Source organism: Pseudarthrobacter sp. N5 (genome assembly GCF_050157035.1).
Taxonomy (GTDB): domain Bacteria; phylum Actinomycetota; class Actinomycetes; order Actinomycetales; family Micrococcaceae; genus Arthrobacter.
The window spans coordinates 3,321,734-3,340,159 of record NZ_CP189593.1 but is presented as its reverse complement, the minus strand read 5'-3'; the positions used below and the strand labels follow the sequence as shown (position 1 = coordinate 3,340,159).

Annotated in this window: 17 protein-coding genes; 13 read left to right on the top strand and 4 right to left on the bottom strand. The window is 65.4% G+C overall.

Going from position 1 to position 18,426, the window contains the following annotated elements:
- Nucleotides 1–13 precede the first annotated feature (13 nt).
- Nucleotides 14–745 (top strand): sirohydrochlorin chelatase, encoded by a 732-nt coding sequence (locus ACQCST_RS16030; RefSeq protein ID WP_426996723.1) that lies wholly within the window; start codon nt 14–16, stop codon nt 743–745.
- A 355-nt stretch (nt 746–1,100) separates the two neighbouring features.
- Here the strand turns inward: ACQCST_RS16030 and ACQCST_RS16025 are convergent, their stop codons facing one another.
- Complete coding sequence (locus ACQCST_RS16025) at nt 1,101–1,631, bottom strand: hypothetical protein (protein ID WP_426996722.1); 531 nt, start codon at nt 1,629–1,631, stop codon at nt 1,101–1,103.
- Nucleotides 1,632–1,788: 157 nt separating this feature from the next.
- On the opposite strand from ACQCST_RS16025, the gene ACQCST_RS16020 reads away from it, so the two are divergent.
- From ACQCST_RS16020 to ACQCST_RS15965, 12 genes are all read left to right on the top strand, one after another.
- A complete protein-coding gene (locus ACQCST_RS16020) occupies nt 1,789–3,540 on the top strand; it encodes a nitrite/sulfite reductase (RefSeq protein ID WP_426996721.1) in 1,752 nt (583 codons plus the stop codon).
- Entirely contained in the window at nt 3,537–4,247 is a 711-nt protein-coding gene (locus tag ACQCST_RS16015; protein ID WP_426996720.1) for a phosphoadenylyl-sulfate reductase, read from the top strand. The genes ACQCST_RS16020 and ACQCST_RS16015 overlap by 4 nt, the downstream gene beginning before the upstream one ends.
- Nucleotides 4,244–5,212 carry a sulfate adenylyltransferase subunit CysD gene (gene cysD / locus ACQCST_RS16010; protein ID WP_426996719.1) on the top strand — a complete coding sequence of 323 codons (969 nt, stop codon included), beginning with the start codon at nt 4,244–4,246 and terminating at the stop codon, nt 5,210–5,212. The genes ACQCST_RS16015 and cysD overlap by 4 nt, the downstream gene beginning before the upstream one ends.
- A gap of 1 nt (nt 5,213) precedes the next feature.
- Nucleotides 5,214–6,680 carry a sulfate adenylyltransferase subunit 1 gene (locus ACQCST_RS16005; protein WP_426996718.1) on the top strand — a complete coding sequence of 489 codons (1,467 nt, stop codon included), beginning with the start codon at nt 5,214–5,216 and terminating at the stop codon, nt 6,678–6,680.
- A gap of 148 nt (nt 6,681–6,828) precedes the next feature.
- Nucleotides 6,829–7,431, top strand: coding sequence for a class I SAM-dependent methyltransferase (locus ACQCST_RS16000; protein ID WP_426996717.1), 603 nt, complete (start codon nt 6,829–6,831; stop codon nt 7,429–7,431).
- 264 nt (nt 7,432–7,695) lie between these two features.
- Nucleotides 7,696–8,850, top strand: a complete 1,155-nt coding sequence (locus tag ACQCST_RS15995) for an ABC transporter substrate-binding protein (protein ID WP_426996716.1) — start codon at nt 7,696–7,698, stop codon at nt 8,848–8,850.
- Nucleotides 8,851–8,934: 84 nt separating this feature from the next.
- Nucleotides 8,935–9,660 (top strand): ABC transporter ATP-binding protein, encoded by a 726-nt coding sequence (locus ACQCST_RS15990; RefSeq protein ID WP_426996715.1) that lies wholly within the window; start codon nt 8,935–8,937, stop codon nt 9,658–9,660.
- On the top strand, nt 9,650–10,588 hold the full coding sequence (locus ACQCST_RS15985) for an ABC transporter permease (protein ID WP_426996714.1): 939 nt from the start codon (nt 9,650–9,652) through the stop codon (nt 10,586–10,588). The genes ACQCST_RS15990 and ACQCST_RS15985 overlap by 11 nt, the downstream gene beginning before the upstream one ends.
- Before the next feature lie 180 nt (nt 10,589–10,768).
- On the top strand, nt 10,769–11,230 hold the full coding sequence (locus tag ACQCST_RS15980) for an SRPBCC family protein (protein ID WP_426996713.1): 462 nt from the start codon (nt 10,769–10,771) through the stop codon (nt 11,228–11,230).
- Between the two features lie 238 nt (nt 11,231–11,468).
- Nucleotides 11,469–11,765: a putative quinol monooxygenase gene (locus tag ACQCST_RS15975; protein ID WP_426996712.1), complete on the top strand. Its 297-nt coding sequence runs from the start codon at nt 11,469–11,471 to the stop codon at nt 11,763–11,765.
- A gap of 119 nt (nt 11,766–11,884) precedes the next feature.
- Complete coding sequence (gene cobA / locus ACQCST_RS15970; protein ID WP_426996711.1) at nt 11,885–13,183, top strand: uroporphyrinogen-III C-methyltransferase; 1,299 nt, start codon at nt 11,885–11,887, stop codon at nt 13,181–13,183.
- A gap of 36 nt (nt 13,184–13,219) precedes the next feature.
- The gene (locus tag ACQCST_RS15965) at nt 13,220–14,686 is read left to right on the top strand and encodes an FAD-dependent oxidoreductase (protein ID WP_426996710.1); all 1,467 of its coding nucleotides are present in this window, start codon (nt 13,220–13,222) and stop codon (nt 14,684–14,686) included.
- Nucleotides 14,687–14,779: 93 nt separating this feature from the next.
- Here the strand turns inward: ACQCST_RS15965 and ACQCST_RS15960 are convergent, their stop codons facing one another.
- The 3 genes from ACQCST_RS15960 to ACQCST_RS15950 form a co-directional block, all read right to left on the bottom strand.
- Nucleotides 14,780–15,454, bottom strand: coding sequence for a FadR/GntR family transcriptional regulator (locus ACQCST_RS15960; protein ID WP_426996709.1), 675 nt, complete (start codon nt 15,452–15,454; stop codon nt 14,780–14,782).
- Nucleotides 15,451–16,707 carry an MFS transporter gene (locus ACQCST_RS15955; RefSeq protein WP_426996707.1) on the bottom strand — a complete coding sequence of 419 codons (1,257 nt, stop codon included), beginning with the start codon at nt 16,705–16,707 and terminating at the stop codon, nt 15,451–15,453. The genes ACQCST_RS15960 and ACQCST_RS15955 overlap by 4 nt, the downstream gene beginning before the upstream one ends.
- 153 nt (nt 16,708–16,860) lie before the next feature.
- On the bottom strand, nt 16,861–18,297 hold the full coding sequence (locus tag ACQCST_RS15950; RefSeq protein WP_426996706.1) for a PucR family transcriptional regulator: 1,437 nt from the start codon (nt 18,295–18,297) through the stop codon (nt 16,861–16,863).
- Nucleotides 18,298–18,426: the final 129 nt, after the last annotated feature.

Below are 18,426 nucleotides of genomic sequence, written 5' to 3'. Positions count from 1 at the left end.
TACGCTAGCCACTATGAATAGCCCGATCATGATCGCCTGTGCCCATGGGACGTCCAGCACACAGGGAGCCGCCGAGGTCAACGCCCTGCGCGACGGAATTGCCGCATTGCGTCCGGGACTCGAGGTCCGCGAGGCCTACGTCGACGTGCAGCAGCCCGGGCTGCCGGACGTTGTGACTGCCGTAGCGGCGGGGGAGTCTGCCGTGGTGGTGCCGCTCCTGCTGAGTGTGGGGTACCACGTCAAGGTGGATATTACGCGGGCCGTCCGCAGCCGCCCGGACACCCTGGCGGCTGCGCCGTTGGGACCTGATCCGCGCCTGGCGGCGTTGCTTGACCAGCGCCTGCGTGAGGCTGGCGTGACCGAGTCCGACGCCGTGATCCTCGCCGCCGCCGGGTCATCGGACCCTACTGCCTCCCTCAACGTGGAGGCGCTCGCGGAGCAGCTGCGTGCCTTGCGGCCCAACCGGATTGTGCCCGCCTATGGTGCCTCGGCCAAGCCTTCGGTGCCCGACGCCGTTGCCGCCTTGCGTGCGGAAGTTGCGGCTGGTGGGGTGGCCAGTAGCGCCGCTGAAAGCAGCGGCGCGGGGCGCGTGGTCATCGCTTCCTACCTGCTGGCGCCGGGGTTCTTCCACGACCAGCTGGCCAAGGCCGGGGCTGACCTCGTTACGGAGCCGTTGCTGCCCTCGCCTGTGCTCGCCGAAATCGCGTTGGAGCGTTACGACGCGGTGCTGGGTGCCGGTGCGTGATGACAGCCACCCGCCGAGGTCATCCGCGAAGATAGTCCGTGCGGTGGTGCGTCGGTTCAGTCCTTGGGTGCTTGCCAGGTGGCGTCTTTGAGTTCTTATTAGAACTAGTCCGGGATGTGTTCCCCGTCCCGGGGGGAAGACGTAGAGTTCCTGGGCGTAGTCGTCACCACAGTGTTGGCCGAGTTCCCAGACGGGTTTCTCGGTGTAGTTGTGGGTGGTTTCCCAGCCGTCCCCGGCCGGGGTGACCGTGAGAGTCATCGACAGCCACGCGCCCTTGCCGGGCTGATACATCACCTCCCGCAACTTATCAGCAGCCTCCTTTACCTCCCTAGAGGTAAAGGAACGTTCCACGTCATCACCGCGATAGATTTTCGCGATTAGAGGAACTAACACCGCCTTTTTCATTCCGGACGTGGGTGATGCTGTCCCATGCCCGGTCCTGGGGCCGGATGGCCCAGAGTCCTTCGGCGATGATGCGTTCCTGGTCCCGTGTCTCCTGGAAAGTATCCACTTCCATGTGCTGCTTTGCCACTGCCTGACCTCTTCCCACGATGTTCTCGAAGTCTCGATCAATGAACTGTTTGCCGTCGGCCCAAGCCCCCACCCGGATCTTCGCAGGCGTCTTGACCCCGGGCCCGCGGACCAGGTTGATCTTCACATCAATTCTCGGCGGCGGGACCTCGAGGGCTTTCTCCCTGACGGCTGTTTCGAAGTTGTAGTAGCTCTTGGCGTTGCCGATGTATTGCTTGAGTTCCTTGAGTATCCCGACGATGTTGATCCGTTCCGGGATACCGTCAATCCGTTGGCGACCAGGTGCCCGCCTTCGTAGCGCCAGCCGTCCGAGAGGGGCGTCTGCGTGTAGATCCGCGTTGGCGGACTGTCCCACACTGCTGCGGCAGCCCCGAGGCAATGGCGTTGGCCACGCTGGGGGTGCCAGCCCAGCGATCCAGCCTGACCGCTCTTCATGACGAAATGTTTCCCTAGGTGACTTAGCGTTTCCGGCACCTTTGTGACGACTTTCCGGTGAGCCCTACAGTCGATGCATGACTGATACAGCTCTAGCCGGAGCGTCCGCGGACACTGCCGCTTCCCAGCGACCGGCACGAACCGCTTCTTCCCGCCCGGCGGCCAAGCCGCACGGCCAGTGGAAGGTGGACGGCACCACGCCGTTGAACGCCAACGAAACCTGGAAACAGGAAGACGACGGCCTCAACGTCCGCGAGCGTATCGAGTCCGTCTATTCCAAGGAGGGCTTCGACTCCATCCCGGGTCAGGACCTGCACGGCCGCTTCCGCTGGTGGGGCCTTTACACCCAGCGCAAGCCCGGGATCGACGGCGGCAAGACCGCCACGCTTGAGCCGCACGAGCTCGAAGACAAGTACTTCATGCTGCGTGTAAGGATCGACGGCGGTGCCCTCACCACCGAGCAGCTGCGCGTGATCGGCGACATCTCGGTGGAGTTCGGCCGCGATTCTGCGGACCTCACCGACCGCCAGAACATCCAGCTGCACTGGATCCGGGTTGAAGATGTGCCGGAAATCTGGCGCCGCCTGGAAGCCTGCGGGCTGTCCACCACCGAGGCCTGCGGCGACGTTCCGCGCGTCATCCTGGGTTCCCCGGTGGCCGGCATTGCCAAGGACGAGCTCATCGATCCCACCCCGCTCATCGCCGAACTGGCTGAGCGCTTCATCGGAAACCCGATCCTCTCCAACCTGCCGCGCAAGTACAAAACCGCCATCACCGGCCACCCCAGCCAGGATGTGGTGCACGAGATCAACGACTTCGCACTGGTGGGCGTTGTCCACCCCGAGCTGGGTGTGGGTTACGACCTCTGGGTGGGCGGGGCACTGTCCACCAACCCCATGCTGGCCAAGCGGCTCGGCACTTTTGTCACTCCGGAGGAAGCCGCTGAAGTATGGCTCGGAGTCACCAGCATCTTCCGTGACTACGGCTACCGCCGCATGCGCACGAAGGCCCGCCTGAAGTTCCTGATGGCCGACTGGGGCCCGGTGAAGTTCCGCCAGATCCTTGAAGACGAATACCTCGGCTACAAGCTCGCGGACGGCCCGGCCGCTCCGAAGCCCACCACCCCGGGCGATCACATCGGCATCCACGAACAGAAGGACGGCAAGTTCTTCATCGGCGTCACGCCTCTTGCGGGCCGGCTCTCCGGCGCGCAGCTGGTGAAGCTCGCTGACACGCTGGAAGCCCGTGGCTCGGAGCGCCTGCGCACCACGCCGCACCAGAAGCTCGTCATCCTTGATGTGCCAAAAGACCAGGTAGAGCCGCTGGTTGCCGAGCTGGACGCACTGGGTCTGTCCGCCCGTCCGTCAGTCTTCCGGCGCGGCACCATCGCCTGCACCGGCATCGAATACTGCAAGCTGGCCATCGTGGAAACCAAGGTCACTGCGGCCACCGCCGTGGCCGAGCTGGAACGCCGCCTGGCTGACCTGACGGCCTCCGGCCAGCTGCCGCACGCTCTCTCCCTCCACATTAACGGCTGCCCCAACTCCTGCGCCCGCATCCAGACCGCGGACATCGGGCTCAAGGGCATGATGCTGCCAACGCCCGACGGCGATCCCACCCCCGGTTTCCAGGTCCACCTGGGCGGCGGGCTGGCTTCTTCAGACCGCGAAGAGGCGGGCCTCGGACGTACCGTCCGCGGCCTCAAGGTTTATGTTTCGGATCTGCCGGACTACGTGGAACGGATCGTCCGCAAGTTCGTTGCCGAGGGCGCCGAGGGCCAGACCTTCGCCGAATGGGCCCACGCGGCCGAGGAAGGGGACCTGCAATGAGCACCGTCCTCCGTACCCATGACGAGCTCAAAACCTTGGCCGAGTCCGGCGCCGCCGAGCTCGGCTGGGACGCCCCGGCCCGCGACGTGATCGCCTGGGTGGCGCGCAACTTCGAACTGCCCGCGGCGGCGGTCGCCTGCTCCATGGCCGACGCCGTCCTGCCGGCGCTCGTCGCGGACCAGCTTCCCGGCGTCGACGTCCTGTTCCTGGAGACCGGCTACCACTTCCCGGAAACACACGCCACACGGGACGAAGTGGCGGCAAACCTCCGCGTGAACGTAGTGGATGTGCTTCCGGAGAACACCGTGGAGCAGCAGGACAGGCTCCTGGGCAAGGATCTCTTTGCCCGCGACGCCGCCCAGTGCTGCGCGCTCCGCAAGGTGGCCCCGCTCCGCCGCACCCTCGCCGGCTACGAAGTCTGGTTCACCGGAGTGCGCCGCGACGAAGCCCCCACGCGCACCAACACGCCCCTGGTGACGTGGGACGAAACCAACGGCCTGGTCAAGGTCAACCCGGTGGCGGCCTGGAGCTTCGACCAGCTGGTCCAGTACTCCGATGACAACCTCCTGCCCGTCAACCCGCTGCTTTCACAGGGCTACCCGTCCATTGGCTGCCAGCCCTGCACCCGCAAAGTGGCACCCGGCGACGACCCCCGCGCCGGACGCTGGGCAGGATCCGACAAAACAGAATGCGGACTACACGTATGAGCGCCCAAATCACCAACGAGGACCTGGAGCTGTCTGTGCTGGATCTAGATGAGCCGCGTGGAGAAGCAGTAGCCAGACTGTCCAGCCTGGATACCCTGGAGTCCGAAGCAATCCATATCATCCGCGAAGTGGTGGCCGAGTTCGAGAAGCCTGCGCTGCTGTTCTCCGGCGGCAAGGACTCCGTGGTGATGCTGCACCTGGCCACCAAGGCGTTCTGGCCGGGTAAGGTGCCCTTCCCGGTGCTGCACGTGGACACCGGCCACAACTTCCCCGAGGTCATCGAGTTCCGGGACCGCACCGTGGAGCGGCTGGGCCTCAAGCTCGTCGTCGGCTCCGTGCAGGAATTCATTGACAGCGGCGAGCTGGCCGAACGCGCCGACGGCACACGCAATCCGCTGCAGACCGTCCCGTTGCTGGACGCCATCCAGCGCAACAAGTTCGACGCCGTATTCGGCGGCGGCCGCCGCGACGAGGACAAGGCCCGCGCCAAGGAGCGCATCCTGAGTCTGCGTGACGAATTCGGCCAGTGGGATCCGCGCAACCAGCGCCCCGAGCTGTGGAACCTGTACAACGGCCGCCACACCGTGGGACAGCATGTCCGCGCCTTCCCCATCAGCAACTGGACCGAGCTGGACATCTGGCGCTACATCGAGCGCGAGAACATCGAGCTGCCGGGCCTGTACTACGCCCACAACCGCGAGGTCTTTGCCCGCGACGGCATGTGGCGTGCCGTGGGAGAGGTGTCGCAGCCGCGCCCCGATGAGGAAGTCATCATCAAAACGGTCCGCTACCGGACCGTGGGCGACATGTCCTGCACCGGCGCCGTTGAATCGGCTGCCGCCACAGTGCACGACGTTGTGATCGAAGTTGCCGCCTCCACCATCACCGAACGTGGCGCCACCCGTGCAGATGACCGCATCTCCGAGGCCGCCATGGAAGACCGCAAGAAAGATGGTTACTTCTAAAATGAGCACCGAAACCTCACTCCAGGATTCCGCCATCGCGGATGCCGAACTGGCCGCCGCCCTTCCCGCCACGCTCTTCCGCTTCGCCACCGCGGGATCGGTCGACGACGGCAAGTCCACCCTGGTGGGCCGCCTCCTTCACGACTCCAAGGCGATCCTGGCGGACCAGCTCGACGCCGTTGCCCGCACCTCTGCGGACCGCGGCTTCGGCGGCGCAGGTGCCACGGGCACCCAGGCGATCGACCTGGCCCTCCTGACCGACGGCCTCCGTGCCGAGCGGGAGCAAGGCATCACCATCGACGTCGCCTACCGCTACTTCGCCACGGACCGCCGCAGCTTTATCCTGGCTGACTGCCCCGGGCACGTGCAGTACACCAAGAACACAGTGACCGGCGCGTCCACTGCGGATGCCGTCGTCGTACTCATTGACGCCCGCAAGGGTGTCCTGGAGCAGACCCGCCGGCACCTCTCCGTGCTGCAGCTGCTGCGCGTACCGCACGTGATTGTGGCGGTAAACAAGATCGACCTGGTGGACTTCAGCGAGTCGGTTTTCCGGGAGATCCAGGCCGATGTGCAGCAGGTTGCCCGTGAACTGGGGATCGGCTCGCTGGAGCTGGGATCTGCTGAAGCCGGCAAAGAAGCGATCAGCGATCTCCGGGTGATTCCGGTGTCCGCGCTCGACGGCGACAACGTGGTGGACCGCTCCGCCCGCACCCCTTGGTATGAGGGGCCGGCGCTCCTCGAAGTGCTCGAATCCCTGCCGGCGGCAGACGAAATGGACATTGAACTCGAGAGCTTCCGTTTTCCGGTGCAGCTGGTCATCCGTCCGCAGGGGGCGCTGGCCCCGGATGCCATTGACGGCGGACTGGACGTGGAGAAATACCGCGATTACCGCGCCTATGCAGGGCAAATCACCGAAGGATCCGTGAGAGTGGGGGATGCCGTTACGGTCCTCACACCCGGGCAGGATCCGCGCACCACCACGGTGACGGGCATCGATTTTGCCGGGGTGTCGTTGGAGGAAGCCGCCGCGCCGCAATCCGTTGCAATCCGCCTGGCTGACGAATTTGATGTGGCCCGCGGTGACACCATCGCTGCAGCAGGAACGGTGCGGGAAAGCTCAGCCGACCTCTACGCAGCGCTGTGCTGGCTCTCGCCCAAACCCCTCCACGAGGGCGCCAAGGTACTCATCAAGCACGGTACCCGCACAGTCCAGGCGCTGGTCCGGAACGTCTCCGGCAAGCTTGATCTGGCCTCGTTCAAGCTGGAGCCGGCATCGAGCCTGGAACTCAACGACATCGGCCACGCCCAGCTGCGCCTCGCCGCCGCGTTGCCGCTGGAGAACTACCTGCACCACCGCCGCACCGGCGCGTTCCTGGTGATCGATCCGCTGGATGGCAACACGCTCGCCGCAGGCCTGGTCAAGGACCACCCCGGTGACCACGAGGACGAACGCTACTCGATCTGACCGGCCCGGCTTCTGCCGTCACGAGTTCGCGGGCGGGCCCGCACCGCCCGCGCAGGACTCCTTGACGCAGCTCTGTCTACGGAAGACACTCCTAACATAGGCTTCGGACGCCGAAATGAACGCGGTCGAGCCGTCCAGGGAGCACCCCATGAGACTGGTGTACAACACGTGGTACAAATACGGAACGCCACCGTGGGTGGGAGCCGCCCGCCAAGAACTCGTCAATCTGGTTGAGAAGGGCCTGCTCACGCCCGGCCGCACGGTTGATCTGGGCTGCGGGGAGGGTGACAACGCCATTTTCCTGGCCAGGCACGGTTTCGACGTCACCGCGGTGGACTTCGCTCCTGCGGCGATCGCGAAGGCCAAGGAGAAGGCCCGGCTTGCCGGAGTCGGGGTCCGGTTCCTCGTCGACGATCTCACTGCCCTCCGAGAAGTCCATGGACCGTTTGACGTCCTCGTGGATTACGGAACCTTTGACGACCTCACCGCACCGCAGCGCGCCGCCTACCTCGAACAGGTGATCCCGCTGGCCGGTGACCGTGCCAAGTTCCTCATGTGGAATTTCGAATGGGAAATCCGCCCTTGGGAGAGGCTGGCGCAAAGGATCATCCCCGTGGGCAACCTGACCTTGGCACCCGGTTACATTGAAGCGACGTTCTCTGATCACTTCGATGTCCGGAAGATCGCGGGTGAAAGCGGTCTCCGGACTTGGCCGCGGGGCTGGGCAGCATACTTGATGACCCGTCGCTAGGTTCCGGAACCGCAATCCCGACGGCGGGCGCCCGCCCGGATCCCGGCTCGGCTTTTTATATACCCGAATATGACGCTGCATGAACCCGCATGACCCCGGGTTTCCGGCGCATTGATCCGGGTTTATGACACTCCCTATGGTGAATCCATGACTACAACGGAATGGTTCCGCGGCGCCTCCACAGGTAATCCCCGCCGCGGGCGATGTCGCAGGAGCTGAACACCCGCCCTGCCGCTTCCCACATTCAAGAACAGGATTCTTCCCATGTCATCCAGCCCTGAAGCCCCAAAATCCCCAGCCGGCACCACCCGTATCGTCGCGGGCGAAGCTGCGATGCCCAAACGCAAGCGCACCCTGGAGATCAGCCTGGCCATCGGCCTGGTCCTGCTGATAGGTGCAGGCGCAGCCGTGGCCTCCACGGTCAACCGCAAGGACGAAGCGCCTTCAGCCGCGGCGCCATCCGGCACACCCGCCGCTGAACTGAAGCTCGGCTACTTCGGCAACATCACCCATGCCCCGGCGCTGGTGGGGGTTAGCAAGGGCCTCATCTCCAAGTCATTGGGCGACACCAAGCTCAGCACCCAGGTGTTCAACGCCGGCCCCGCCGCCATCGAGGCGCTGAACGCCGGCGCCATCGATGCCACCTATATCGGCCCCAACCCGGCCATCAATTCCTTTGTCAAGAGCCAGGGAGAATCCATCAGCATCATCGCCGGCGCAGCCGCCGGCGGAGCGCAGCTGGTGGTCAAGCCAGAAATCACGTCCGCGGCCGATCTCAAGGGCAAGACACTCGCGTCACCGCAGCTCGGCGGCACCCAGGACGTGGCGCTCCGCGCCTGGCTGGGCAAGCAGGGCTACAAGACCAACACAGACGGCAGCGGCGATGTGGCCATCAACCCCACTGAAAATGCTCAGACCCTGAAGCTGTTCCAGGACGGAAAGCTCGACGGCGCGTGGTTGCCTGAGCCGTGGGCCTCGCGCCTGGTGCTCCAGGCCGGCGCGAAGGTCCTGGTGGATGAGAAGGACCTCTGGGACAAGGGCGAATTCACCACCACTATCCTGATCGTGAACAAGAAATTCGCCGCAGAGCACCCGGACACGGTCAAGGCCCTGCTCAAGGGACATGCTGACTCCGTGGCGTGGCTCAACGACACACCTGCGGCCGAGAAAGCCACGGCGCTGAACGCCGCGCTCAAGGAATCTTCCGGGGCCCAGCTGAAGCCCGACGTCATCGATCGCTCCCTGCAGAACATCAAGTTCACCGTGGACCCGCTGGCCGGAACCTACAAGAAGCTGCTGCAGGACGGCGTGGACTCCGGCACCACCAAACAGGCCGACATCAACGGCATCTTCGACCTCACGGCATTGAACTCCGTCACGGGCCAGAAGACCTCCGCCGCGGGGCTGGGCAAGGACTAGGCCTTCGAAGGCACCGCCTCTGGCCAGAGATCATCACGCGCCAGAATCTTCAACGCTCCAGATCATCAAATTAAGGACGGGACCATGCCAGTCGTACTGGAAAACCTGGGCAAACGCTTCGGCGACGGCGCCCCGGTGCTGGACGACGTCAATGCCAGCATCGAGCAGGGCGAGTTCGTCGCCTTGCTCGGTGCTTCCGGCTGCGGCAAGTCCACCCTGCTGAACATCATGGCGGGACTGGAGGCTCCGACGGCGGGCGCTCTTGAAGTCCCCAGCGACGGCGCCGCATTCATGTTCCAGGACGCCGCCCTTTTCCCGTGGCTGACCGCAAGGGAAAATATTGAGTTGGCGCTGAAGCTCCGCGGCGTCGGCAAGGCCGAGCGCCGGGTGAAGGCGGACGAACTGCTGGATCTGGTGCACCTCGCTGAAGCAGGGGACAAGCGTCCGCACGAGCTCTCCGGCGGTATGCGCCAGCGAGTGGCCCTGGCCCGCTCTCTGGCACAGGACCGCCAGCTGCTCCTCATGGATGAGCCGTTTGCCGCACTGGACGCCATCACCCGCGACCTCCTCCACGATGAGCTGGAACGCATCTGGAAGGAAACCGGCCGCACCATCGTTTTCGTGACACACAACGTCCGCGAAGCCGTCAGGCTGGGCCAGCGGGTACTGCTGCTGTCCTCCAGACCGGGCCGCGTGGTCCAGGAATGGAATGTTTCCGAGGAACACCGAACCGACGCCGGGCTTGCCGGACAGCTGACCGGGGTCATCACAGCCCGGCTGCGAGAGGAGATCCGCCGCCATGCCAAATAGCCTTTCCACTGACTCCGCACCGGACGCAGATACCCGCCACGTCACCGCAGCCCTTACCCGTTCGTCCACTGGCACTGAAGACCTGCGCGAACTCGAATCCGGACTCGATTCGCTGCAGTCGGACTCCGTCCGCAAGGCCCGGATCGACTGGAGCCGAGTCCTGCTGCCCGTGGCCGCCGTCGTGGTCCTTCTCATCATCTGGCAACTTTACGTATCGCTGGGCTTTAAGCGCCGCGATCTGGTTCCCGGGCCGTTGGATGTTCTGGGCCAGTTCGGGATCCTTTGGGGCGAAGGCAAGCTCCAGGAAGCAGTATGGACTTCACTGCAGCGTGGTCTTGTGGGTTTCCTGATCAGCGTTGCCATCGCCACACCCATCGGACTTCTGCTGGCGCAGGTGGCTCCGTTGCGCCGGGCTTTTGGTCCGCTGATTTCCGGCCTGCAGGTCCTGCCGTCCGTGGCCTGGGTGCCTGCGGCAATCATCTGGTTCGGCCTCACTGACGCCACCGTGTACTTCGTGGTGTTTATGGGCGCCATACCCTCCATCATCAACGGGCTCATCTCCGGTGTGGACCAGATCCCGCCACAGTACCGACGGGTGGGAACGGTGCTGGGTGCCAACCGGTTCCAGATGGCGCTGCAGATTGTTCTGCCTGCAGCGCTTCCGGGATACCTCAGCGGTCTCAAGCAGGGCTGGGCCTTCTCCTGGCGCTCGCTGATGGCCGCGGAAATCATCGCGGTGGGCGGGACCATCGGCTTCGGGCTTGGATCCATGCTGAACCAGGGCCGCGACCTTGCAGACATGACAACCGTGATGTCAGCAATCCTGCTGATCCTCGCCGTCGGCATCGCCATCGAGCTGCTGTTCTTCGCGCCGGTGGAAAAACGCCTGCTCCAGCGCCGTGGCCTGTTGTCAGGCAGCACCCGCTAGGCGGCGGGCCAGTCCTGGCCCAAACGACAACCGCACCAAAACCCGGCTTCAGAGCCCGACGGCGATTCCCGCCGTCGGGCTCTGCCGTTTCTTCCGCTTGGCTAGGCCTGCAACGCGACCGGACTGCCCGGCCCGCGCGGCCTGCCGAAGCCCGCGCCGCTGGTCTGGCAGACTGACGGCATGACCGTCAGCTTCGTGTGCCGCACTGAATCAGCCATACCCCGGGAGCGGCTCTTCGACCTCGCCCGCAGCATCGACGCGCACGTGGATTCCATGGACAGCTCGGGGGAGCGGGCCGTTGACGGAGTGACGTCGGGGCTGATCGGCGAGGGGCAGGACGTGACATGGCGGGCCCGGCACTTTGGAGTGCCGTTGACCATGACCAGCCGGGTGACGTCCCTGCAGTTCCCCGAGCGCTTTGTGGATGCGCAGGTCAAGGGCCCCTTCAAATCCTTCCGCCATGTCCACGAGTTCGAAGCCACGGACGCCGGCAGCATCATGACGGACCGGGTGGCGTTCACGGCACCGTTCGGCGTCCTGGGGCGGCTCGCTGAGAAGTTGGTGCTGCGCCGGTACCTGGAGCGGCTGATCGCGGCGCGCGGCCTCTACCTAGCCGGGTTGGCGGGCGACCCTCGGGCCTAGACTGTTCTTCGGCCTAACCCGTACCCCAGCTCCACCCCACCTGCCCGCCCCACCCTGCCCGGAGGGGGCACTTTGGCACGGACACGCCGGCATTCCGCGGCCCGGCAGCCGGATTCCCCGTCGAGGTGCCCCACGGCCGCGCGGAACCTCCACCGAACTCTTGTCCGCGTGGTGACACCTGCCTATACTCGCGAATAGGCCGGCATGGCCGATTCCGACGAGAATTGAGGAGATGTCCATGGCGCCCAAATTCGGACTGCTGGCACTGGTCGAAGCCAAACCGGGGAAGGAACAGGAGGTTTGGGACTTCCTCAACGGGGCCCGCGAGATAGTGAGCAACGAGCCAGGCACCCAGACCTGGTACGCCTTCCGTGTCAGCGAAAGCACCTTCGGCATTTTCGACACTTTTGACACCGAGGAAGACCGGCAGGCCCACCTCAACGGGGCCATTCCGGCAGCCCTTGCTGAAAACGGCCCGGCCATGCTCGCCAAAGACCCCGACATCAAGCTGATAGAACTTATCGCTGTGAAGTAGGGGCCAGAGGGGCAAGGGCTCTGCCTGCCGGGGGGCTCAATGTGACGCAGCGTTACCTTACGTGAACTGGTGTTTCCGCGCCGTTGTTCCGGTATGTGACGCGGCCCTATCGTCGATTTATGGCAATTCAGGACATTTACCCCACGGCACTGCGCCTGCTGGGCCGCCCCGTGCTGGTGGTGGGCGGCGGACCCGTCGCCACGCGCCGCGCCAAAGGGCTGCTCGACGCCGGTGCCCGCGTCACCGTTGTGGCACCTGTTGCCTCCGCCGCTCTTACTGAACTGGCCGACGCCGGCCTCCTCACTTGGGAGCGCCGCGCTTACGTTTCTTCCGACGTCGACGGCGTCTGGTTCGTTCAGACCGCCACCGGCACTCCTGCTGTGGACAGCCAGGTGGCGGCCGACGCCGAAGCGCAGCGCGTCTGGTGCGTCAACGCCTCCGATCACGAAGCTTCCGCTGCCTGGACGCCCGCCGTCGCCGTGGTGGATGACGTGCAGATCGCCGTCAACGCCGGCGGAGACCCGCGCCGCGCCATGGCCCTGCGCGACGCCGTGGCCACAGCGTTGGAAACGGGCGACCTCCCGCTTCGCCGCCGCCGGAAGTCCGGAGCCTCGGCAGGCTCGGCCAACGGTTCCGTAGCCCTGGTCGGCGGAGGTCCCGGCGATACCGGCCTCATCACCGTCCGCGGCCGCCGTCTGCTCGGCCAGGCCGATGTCGTGGTGGCCGACCGCCTCGGCCCCCGCGGGCTCCTGAACGAACTCGCGCCGGACGTCCGCATCATCGAAGTGGGCAAGACCCCCGGCCACCACCCTGTTCCGCAAGCCGAAATTAACCGGATCCTGGTCGCTGAGGCGCTCGCCGGAAACCGCGTGGTCCGGCTCAAGGGCGGCGACCCCTACGTCCTGGGCCGCGGCGGCGAGGAAGCCGAATACTGCCGGCAGCACGGCGTCGAGGTTGAAGTGGTCTCCGGCGTGACGTCGGCAATTTCCGTCCCTGCGGCTGCCGGCATTCCGGTGACGCACCGCGGGCTGGCCAAGGGTTTCAGCGTGGTCACCGGCCACGAGGAATTGTCCGAGGTTCCGGCCCGTCCGGACCATACCGTGGTGCTGCTGATGGGTGTTTCCCAGCTCCGCCAGTCAGCGGCGGCACTGGCCGGCGCGGGTCTGCCCCTGGGCACTCCGGTGGGTATTGTTGAGAACGGCTACCTGCCGAATCAGCGCGTGACCATCGGCACCCTCGGTTCCATTGCTGACCAGGCCGAGGCCACCGGCGTCGCGAATCCTGCGGTGATTGTGATCGGTGACGTTGTCCGCGTCAGCCCGTTTGCGCCGTCGCACTTCAAGATTGCGGACTACAGCACCACCGCCCCGAACAGCCCCCGCGTCCCCGCCCCGAACACCCCAGTCCTCACCCCGTAGCCCCTGAAGACCGTGACAGAACAAAGGAACACAGCCGTGTCAACTAGCACCACCGTAGGAACTGCCGAACGTCCGCTGCGAGTGGCCGTTGTGGGCTCCGGCCCGGCCGGAGTTTACGCAGCCGACATTCTGACGAAGAGCGAGGCCGTCAAGAGCGGCGAGCTGACCGTCAGCATCGACCTCTTCGACCGCTACCCGGCGCCCTACGGCCTGATCCGCTACGGGGTCGCCCCGGACCACCCGCGCATCAAGGGCATCGTCAACGCCCTGCACAAGGTCCTGGACCGGGGAGACATCAGGTTCTTCGGCAATGTGGACTACGGCACGGACCTCTCCATCGAGGATCTCCGCACCCACTACGACGCCGTCGTCTTCGCCACCGGAGCCATCAAGGACGCGGACCTGAACATCCCGGGCATCGAGCTCGAGGCTTCCTACGGCGGCGCGGACTTCGTCTCCTGGTACGACGGCCACCCGGATGTTTCGCGCGAATGGCCGCTGGACGCCAAGGAAGTCGCGGTGATCGGCAACGGCAACGTGGCCCTGGACGTGGCGCGCATGCTCTCCAAGCACGCCGATCACCTCCTGGTCTCCGAAATCCCGGACAACGTCTACGCCGGCCTGAAGTCCTCGCCGGTCACCGACGTGCATGTGTTCGGCCGCCGGGGTCCGGCCCAGGTGAAGTTCACGCCGCTGGAGCTGCGCGAGCTGTCCCACTCCAAGGACGTGGACATCATCCTGTATGCGGAGGACTTCGAGTTCGACGAGGAATCCGACCGCCAGATCCAGAGCAACAACCAGATCAAAACCATGGTGGGCACGCTCGCCAACTGGATCGCCGAGCAGCCCGAGGACCTCTCCGAGCTCACGGCCTCCCGACGCCTGCACCTGCACTTCCTGCACAGTCCCGTTGAGGTGTACGACGACGCCGAGACTCCCGGCCGCGTCGCCGGCATCAAGTTTGAGCGCACCGAGCTGGACGGCACGGGCAAGGCCCGAGGCACCGGAGAGTTCGTGGACTACCCGGTCCAGGCCGTGTACCGCTCCATCGGGTACTTTGGTTCCGCCCTGCCGGAGGTCGAGTTCGACCACAAGAAGGGTGTTGTCCCGAACGACGGCGGCCGTGTGCTTGACGCCGCCGGAACGCACGTGCCGGGCATTTACGCCACCGGCTGGATCAAGCGCGGCCCCGTGGGCCTGATCGGCCACACCAAGGGCGACGCCCTGGAAACCGTGACTCACCTCCTGGAAGACCGCGAAAACCTGCCGGTTGCTGCGGCACCCGCGGCCAGCGCCGTCGTCGAACTTCTTGAAAGCCGTGGCGTGCAGTACACCAGCTGGGAAGGCTGGCTGGCACTGGACGCGCACGAACTCGCCCTGGGCGCCGGGGCCACCACGGCCGGTGGATCCCACGGCGTCGAGGTCAAGCGTGAGCGCATCAAGGTGGTGCCCCGCGAGGACATGGTCGGCATCGCCCGCGACGGTGTGGCTGCGAACGTCTGAGCCCGTCCCTTCCTGCTTGCTCTATCACTCTTGGTATCCAAACCTCTGTTATAGGGACCAAAGGTGATAGAGCAACGGGATTAGCTCAGGCGTTTAGGCCCACTCGGCGCAGGAGTTCAGGTTGCGGTTGACGCTGGCGACGGCTGCTTCCGCGTCGCCGGCCTCGATGGCGTCCACCAGTTCTCCGTGTCCCTCGTGCGGGAGGCCATCGAACCCGGACTTGAGCTGCTGCCGGAGCAGGTCGTTATGGAAAACCCCGCCAAAGCTGGCATATAGCTCGTGCAGCAGGGGATTGCAGGAGGCCTGGGCCACGAGTTCGTGGAACTCCCAGTCCGCCAGCGCCCAGCCCGGGTAGTCAGCGGAGTTCCATGCGTCGCGGCGGGTCTTGAGGAGCTCCCGCATCGCGGCAACGTCCATCGGCGTGGCGTGGCGCGCGGACAGCCGGGCAGCCTGGGTGTCCAAACCCACCCGGACCTCAATAATGTGGGCCTGGGTGTGTTCCCGGTACAGGCGCTTGGCAGTTCCGGAGATCTCGCTGGTGGCCCGCACATAGGTGCCGTCACCGCGCCGGACTTCCAGCATTCCGCTGTGGGCCAGCGCTTTGATGGCTTCGCGCAGTGTGCCGCGCGAGACGCCGAGCCCCGCCATCAGCTCGGGTTCTGAGGGAATCTTGTGCTGCAGCAGCCATTCCCCGGAGTGGATCATCTGGCGCAGCTTGGCCGTGACTTCTTCGGCAAGCGCCGGCCGGTTGGAGGGCGTGAGGCTCATGCGACGCTCCTCGGGCCGGCGGTGAGCCGCGTGTGTTTACTTGTCAGCAGGTGGCAGGACACCATCAGGGCCGCGCCCGCCAACATCAGCAGCCCCAATGGCAGGGTCCAGGTGCCGGTGGCACTGTGCAGGATTCCGACGCCGAACGGCCCCAAGGCAGCGAACAGGTAGCCCAGCGACTGCGCAATCGTGGACAGGGCGGTGGTTTCGGCCGTCGAGCGGCCGCTGCGGCTGATGATCATCAGTACGAGCGGGAAGATGCCCAGCCCTACGCCCGAGAGCACGGCAGAAACGGCAGCAAATGTGGTGGGGAGAAACATCAGGGCCGCAATGCCTGCAATCGTGGAGCCGCTGGCGATATACATCGCCGGGCGAAGCATCCCCCTGCGGGATCCAAGAGCCAGCAGCAGCATGCCGGCGGCGACGGAGACAAACTGCATCAGGCCGAACTGCAGCCCGCTTTCGGCCGCGCTCAGGCCCTCGCTCGTCAGGACATAGGCGAACCAGCTCATCACGCCATAAGCGAGGAAGCCCTGGAACGTGAAGGTGGTGGTGATCAGGAAGCCCAGCCGGGTCCGCAGCAAAGGCAGCATGGGCACCCGGGCAGAGCTATTCCGGGTGAAGTTCCGGTGGGTATGGAGCACCACGGGCAGGAAGCCCAGAAGGGCCGCGACGCCCAGGATTCCCCAGAAGGCGAGGCCAAGCGACGGCGAGCCCAGTTGCTGGGCCAGCGGGACGCTGGCCGCGGCCGCCAGCGTTGCGCCGCCTGACATGGTGAAGGTGTACAGCCCCGTCATCAGGGGGGTCTTCGCGGCGTAGTGTTCGCGGATAAACGACGGCATGGCCACGTTGCAGACGGCGAGACCGGACATGGCCACCACGGTTCCGGCCAGCAGCGCTCCTGTGGTGGGCACCGCCCGGATGAGCAGGCCGGCGGCGAGCAGGATCAGCGCCACCAGGATGGCCTTCTCGACACCGATCCGGCGCGCCAGCCACGACGTCCCCAGCCCGGCAAAGGCGAAGCACAGCAGGGGGATGGTGGGCAGGACCGAGGCCACCACCGGGCCATATCCGAGCACCTGCTGAAGGTCGTGGAATAGCGCAGCGGCGCTGGTGATGCCGGCGCGGAGGTTCAGGCCAATGAGCACCACGGCAACGATCCCCGCGACGATTACCACCGGCCGACGGCGTGCTCCCGGGCCGGGAGAGGGTGTTGCGGGGGTTTCCGGTATTCCTTGCGTGCTGATTGCCATGCTTAAACATTAGACGTTAGACGTTTGATGGCTGGAATTCTGTGGTGAAGATCTCCGGCAACGCGGGTCTCCGGCAAGGCGGGGTCACTTACGGCCCAATTGAGCAGCCGGAATGGGCCGTAAGTGACCCCGCGTTGCTCTTCGGCGGAGGAGTCAGCCCGGGCGCCTCGTGCCCAGCCTGTAAACGGCAAGGGCCAGCCAGAGCTGCACGCGGTCGGCCGTGACGGACGGGTCATAACCCGTCATCTCGGTGATCTGGGCCAGCCGGTAGCGGACGGTGTTCCGGTGCAGTGTCAGGTCCTCAGCGACGGCGGCCACTGAGCCATTGTTGTTCAGATAACTTTCCAGCGTGGTCATCAGCTCGGCGCCATGGGTGCGGTCAAACGTCCTCAGCGGATCGAGGCATTCGTTCGCCATGTCCGCCAGCGGTACGTCTTCGCTGGCCAGCAGCAGCGATGTCAGGCTCAGGCGCTCGGGCTCATTGACGGGGAGGCCATGGCCGGCGGCATCGCGTGCTTCAAAGTAGCTCCAGCGCAGCCCGTTCGGCTTGGTGTACGCTCCGCCGATGCCGATGGTTGCGTGGATTCCTGCCTCAGCCAGGTGATCGCTCAGGTTCCGTGCCAGCGCAGCGGCGCTGCCGCCGTCGTCGTTGATCACCACCATAAGGTCCTTCCCGGCCACGGCGGCCACGGCGTTCTCCAGCGGCCGCGGGACCGACGTACTCGCCAGCTGCTTGTGGTGCGCTGGGGACACGGCAAGCAGGACTACGTTTTTCCGGGTGCTGTTGACGCCGATGCCGGCGAGCCTACGCGATGCCTCACTGGGCTCCAGGGTCCCGTGGATCACGTCTTCCAGCACCTGGCCGCACAGGGCGCGCTGCGCCTGGCGCTGTTTGACCATGTTGTTGAGTTCAACACTGATGAGGTTCTGGGCGTAGCCCACAATGCCGGAATCCTCGAAAGGCTGTTTGGCCCACAGCGTGCACGCATCCCGGCGGCCGGTGGGAATGGGGTAGGACGCCCAGGTATCCGCTGTGGGGGCATCGGTGCCGCTGTTGAAGAGCTGCGCCGTGAACTGCGTCAGGACAATTTCAGTGCGCAGCATGCCGCCGAGGTGCTTGAGGAGTTCGGCCAGCCCGCCGCCGGTCAGAAGCGCACGGGCCAGGACCTGGTGGCCGGCAATAAGGCGTTCCAGCTTGGAGTAGTGGTCAGCCGACTGCGCATCGGCCACGAGTTTGCCGATGGCGATGAACGGGGTCTCGTAGGGGACTTCCACCACCGGCAGGCCCCAGCGGTTGGCTTCGGCGATCAAGGCCGGCGGAACGGCGTCGTGGGTGAGTCCCACACCGAAGCCGATTCCCACGGCCCCCGCACGCTGGACCTGACGGACAAACCGCCGCTGCTCGGGCGCACTGCGTAGCCGCATTCCGGTGGTGAGTACCAGCTCTCCGCCGTTCAGGAAACGCTGCGGATCCTCCTGCTCGGTGACAGCAACCCAATGGATGTCCTGGTGCCAGGTGGTCTCGGCCAGGCCTGATTTCTTCAGCTGGAGGGAGTGCACAGCCAACAGGGCGGCGAGGGAGATTGCCATGTCCACAGAATAGCCCGGGCTGGACAACCGCACTAAACATTTCGGCCAAGGGTGTGCAGGTGGCTATTCCCTGCACCTTTGCGCTGGCATAGGCTCGAACCAGTCGCATCACCAATGCCCGCGCCTCAC